Raw genomic sequence first — 3,496 nt, 5'->3', positions numbered from 1 at the left:
GCATGGCACAGCGCCGAAGCCTTTCTCGCCCTGAACGGACACCGCCTCAACTACGCCCCGAAAGACGCGGTCGCGGGGGGCCGCGCCGCCCCCCCCCGGAGCCGGGGGCCGCCCCCGCCGCCCCCCCCCCCCTCGCGGCGTTGAGGCCGACGTCCGTCAACATGCGTGGTGCGAGTAACCCTTCCGCGATCGGATCGTTTGTCTTAATACGCGTTATGCGCGGAGGCAACGCGAGCTGGAGCCTCGGCCCGGGCGACGGACCGACGGGCAGCGATGTCACGGCGGTTGGGTCCGAAAGAGGTTGGCAGCCTCCGCTCCTGGTCCCTGGATACGGGCGGCCTGGCCCCTGGCTGGTGGGGCGTGACCACCACTCGAATCCACACCGGAAGGCACACGTATGCCACCCGAGATCGCACTACTGGAGTCGCGCGCGCTGCGCGACAGCGTCATCGAACGGACGGATGTCCTCGACAAGGTCAAGATCCTGACCATGCTGCCTGATGGGCTGCATATCACCACACGCATGGTCGCGGAGTACTTCGAGGTTGGGGAAGAAGCCGTCAAGAGTCTGGCCAAACGGCATCGGGAGGAGTTCCAGAGCAACGGGATGCGCGTCCTCCGAGGCTCTGAGCTGCAAGTCTTCCATAGGTCCAAAATGAACCTATGGGATCAGAGTTATCCACAGGCCGTCACCCAGCTCACCCTCTATCCCCCTCGCACAGTACTCAATGTCGCGATGCTCCTGCGAGATAGCGATATCGCCAGGCGGGTACGCACCTATCTCCTCGATATCGAGGAGTCGGCCCGGAGCGGACCGGAAACCGGGGCGGAGCAGCTTCCGCTCGAACAGGTCCTCACCGAGCGGACGCTGGCCGGGCCGATCGGCGGCCGTCTCGACGCCGTCGAGGCGTGTCTGGCGGATGTCGGCTCCACGCTGCGGGAGCTGGCGCCGTGGATGGCCAGGGTCTCCGCCCGGCTGGACGGCATGGACCGGCGGCTCGACGCGCACGGCCGGGTCATCTGTGCCATGAGTGAGCGGCTCTGCGATCTCGGTGAGGACATGACCGAGGTCCGCAGGGACGTCGCCACGCTCAAGGCCGAGGCGGCTCAGCGGCGGGCGCGGCGCGCCAAGCGGCGGCGCGGGTAGGGAGCGGAAGGGCCTGGTGGGTGGGGTGATGCCCTGCCCGCCGGGCTCTTCGATGCCAAGTTGTAGGATGACTGGGCAACCGGGTGAATCGACGATCGATATGAGGGAGCCGAGAAGGATGGCGTTGCGGGCGGCGGGGCGGCGGTCGCTGGTCGACACCGTGGTGGAGCAGTTGCGCGCACAGCTCACCGAGGGTGAGTGGCAGGTCGGGGACCGTGTGCCCACCGAACATGCCCTCGCCGAACAGCTCCAGGTCGGCCGGAACACGGTCCGCGAGGCGGTCCGCGTCCTCGTGCACGCGGGGATGCTGCGGTCCCGGCAGGGCGAGGGCACCTTCGTGGTCTCCACGACCGACCCTTCCGAGGTCATGCGGGATGTGCGGCGCGCCGGAATCCGGGATGTGCTGGAGCTGCGGATCGCGCTGGAGGCGGAGGGCGCGCGGCTGGCCGCGCTCCGGCACGGCCCCGCCGATCTGCGGCGGATGCGGGCGGCGCTGGAGTCGCTCGAGGCGTTCGAGCGGGACGGGGAGCGGCCCGCCGTCGGCCACCATGAGCTGCACGCCGCCCATGACCTCGAGTTCCACACCGCCGTGGTGGACGCCGCGCACAACGCCGCGCTGAGCGCGACCTACGGCTGGTTCAGCAGCTCGGTGCGGGACTCACTGGTGGCCTCGCTCGGCGACCGCGAGGTGCCGAGCATCGTCCCCGCCGACCACCGTGCCCTGGCCGACGCGATCGCCTCCGGCGACCCGGCCGCCGCCGAGGCGGCGGCTCGGGCGCTACTGGAGGCGCCGAAACGCGCCATCGAGGCGCTGCTCGCCACCGGCTGAGGCCCCTCTCGGCGGGGCTCATAGCGCCCGGCCGCCTCAACCTCTTCACTGCCGCCTCAACCTCATCACTACGGAACGGAGCTCTTCTTGCCACGGCCGCACACCCCCGGCCCCGAGGCCGAGCCTCTGCTCGTGGACGCCGAGACGGATCTGCGGCCGACCCCCGAGGTGGCCGCCGCGCGGCGTGCCCTGCGGGCCCACCCCGCGCTTCTCCTGATCGGCATCGTGCTGGCGTCGCTCAACATGCGGGCCGCGCTCGCCGGGGTTTCCCCGCTCCTCGGCGAGATCAGCGGCCACTTCGGGCTGTCCGCGACCACCAGCAGCCTGGTCACCACCATTCCGCTGATCTTCATGGGTCTGGCCTCGCCCTTCGCGCCCCGGCTCGCCCGGCGCTGGGGCACCGAGGCGGTGCTGCTGAGCGCGCTGGTGCTGCTGATCGGCGGCATACTGCTGCGGGTGGCGCCGCCCGTGCCGGCGCTCTTCGTCGGGGGCGCCCTCGTCGGCAGCGGGATCGCGTTCCTCAATGTGCTGATGCCGGGCCTGGTCAAGCGGGACTTCCCGCACCGGGCCGCGGGTATGACCGCGCTCTACACCACCTCGATGATCGGCGGGGCGACGGTCTCCGCCGCCTCCGCCGTGCCCCTGGAGAACGCGCTCGGCGGCTGGCGGGGTTCGCTCGCCTCCTGGTCGCTGCTGGCGGCGGTCGCGGCGCTGGTCTGGATACCGCAGACGGTGCTCGCGCGGCGCGGAACGCACCACGGCGAGCCCGCGGCGACGCCGGTAAGGACGACGCGCGTAAGGACAACCCCCGTAAGGACGACGCCGGACGCGGGGACGCGGCTGGGCCGTTCCGCGCTGGCCTGGCAGGTCACGCTGTTCATGGGGCTGCAGTCGTCGATCGCGTACGTCTGCATCGCCTGGATGCCGACGATCTTCACCGACCACGGCATGAGCAAGAGCGCGGCCGGGCTGGTGTTCGCGTTCAGCACCATGCTGCAGATGGTCGGTTCGTTCGTGGTGCCCACCCTCGCCGGGCGGATGCGCTCCCAGCGGACGCTGGCCGTCGCCGTCGCGGCGCTGATGGGCGCCGGTATCGCGGGCCTGCTGGTGGCTCCCGCCGCCGGGGCGTGGGTGTGGGCGGCGCTGATCGGCGTCGGCCAGGGCGGGTCCGTGGGACTCGCGCTGACCATGATGGTGCTGCGGACCGGGGACGCCCATACCTCGGCGCGGCTGTCCGGCATGGCACAGACCTGGGGCTATCTGCTGGCCGCGGTGGGCCCGCTGGCGCTCGGCGTGGTGCACCAGACCACCGGCGGCTGGACACTGCCGCTCACGCTGATGCTGGCGGTGTGCGGGGCGTTGGCGGTGCTGGGCCTGGGCGCGGGCCGCGACCGCAGGATCCGGGCCTGAGCGGCGGCCGACGCGGCCCCGGACACACGGGTGGGGGGGGGGGGGGCTTAGCAACGACCCCCCCCCCCCCCCGCCCACATATATGCCCCGCCCCCCCCCCCGGCCGGTAG

Annotated in this window: 3 protein-coding genes; all 3 read left to right on the top strand. The window is 71.7% G+C overall.

Annotated features, from left to right (window positions below; translation table 11 throughout):
* The first annotated feature begins 397 nt into the window (after positions 1 to 397).
* The 3 genes from ACFXB5_RS53065 to ACFXB5_RS53055 all read left to right on the top strand — a co-directional run bounded on the left by ACFXB5_RS53065 (position 398) and on the right by ACFXB5_RS53055 (position 3,386).
* Positions 398 to 1,147, top strand: coding sequence for a hypothetical protein (locus ACFXB5_RS53065; protein ID WP_385223171.1), 750 nt, complete (start codon positions 398 to 400; stop codon positions 1,145 to 1,147).
* A gap of 118 nt (positions 1,148 to 1,265) precedes the next feature.
* On the top strand, positions 1,266 to 1,976 hold the full coding sequence (locus ACFXB5_RS53060) for a FadR/GntR family transcriptional regulator (RefSeq protein WP_385223169.1): 711 nt from the start codon (positions 1,266 to 1,268) through the stop codon (positions 1,974 to 1,976).
* Between the two features lie 87 nt (positions 1,977 to 2,063).
* On the top strand, positions 2,064 to 3,386 hold the full coding sequence (locus ACFXB5_RS53055) for a CynX/NimT family MFS transporter (protein WP_385223167.1): 1,323 nt from the start codon (positions 2,064 to 2,066) through the stop codon (positions 3,384 to 3,386).
* The last annotated feature ends 110 nt before the right edge of the window (positions 3,387 to 3,496 follow it).

It is taken from the genome of Streptomyces sp. NPDC059455, assembly GCF_042750115.1.
Taxonomy (GTDB): domain Bacteria; phylum Actinomycetota; class Actinomycetes; order Streptomycetales; family Streptomycetaceae; genus Streptomyces; species Streptomyces endocoffeicus.
The sequence above is the reverse complement of the archived record's forward strand: the minus strand, read 5'-3'. Positions and strand labels throughout refer to the sequence as shown.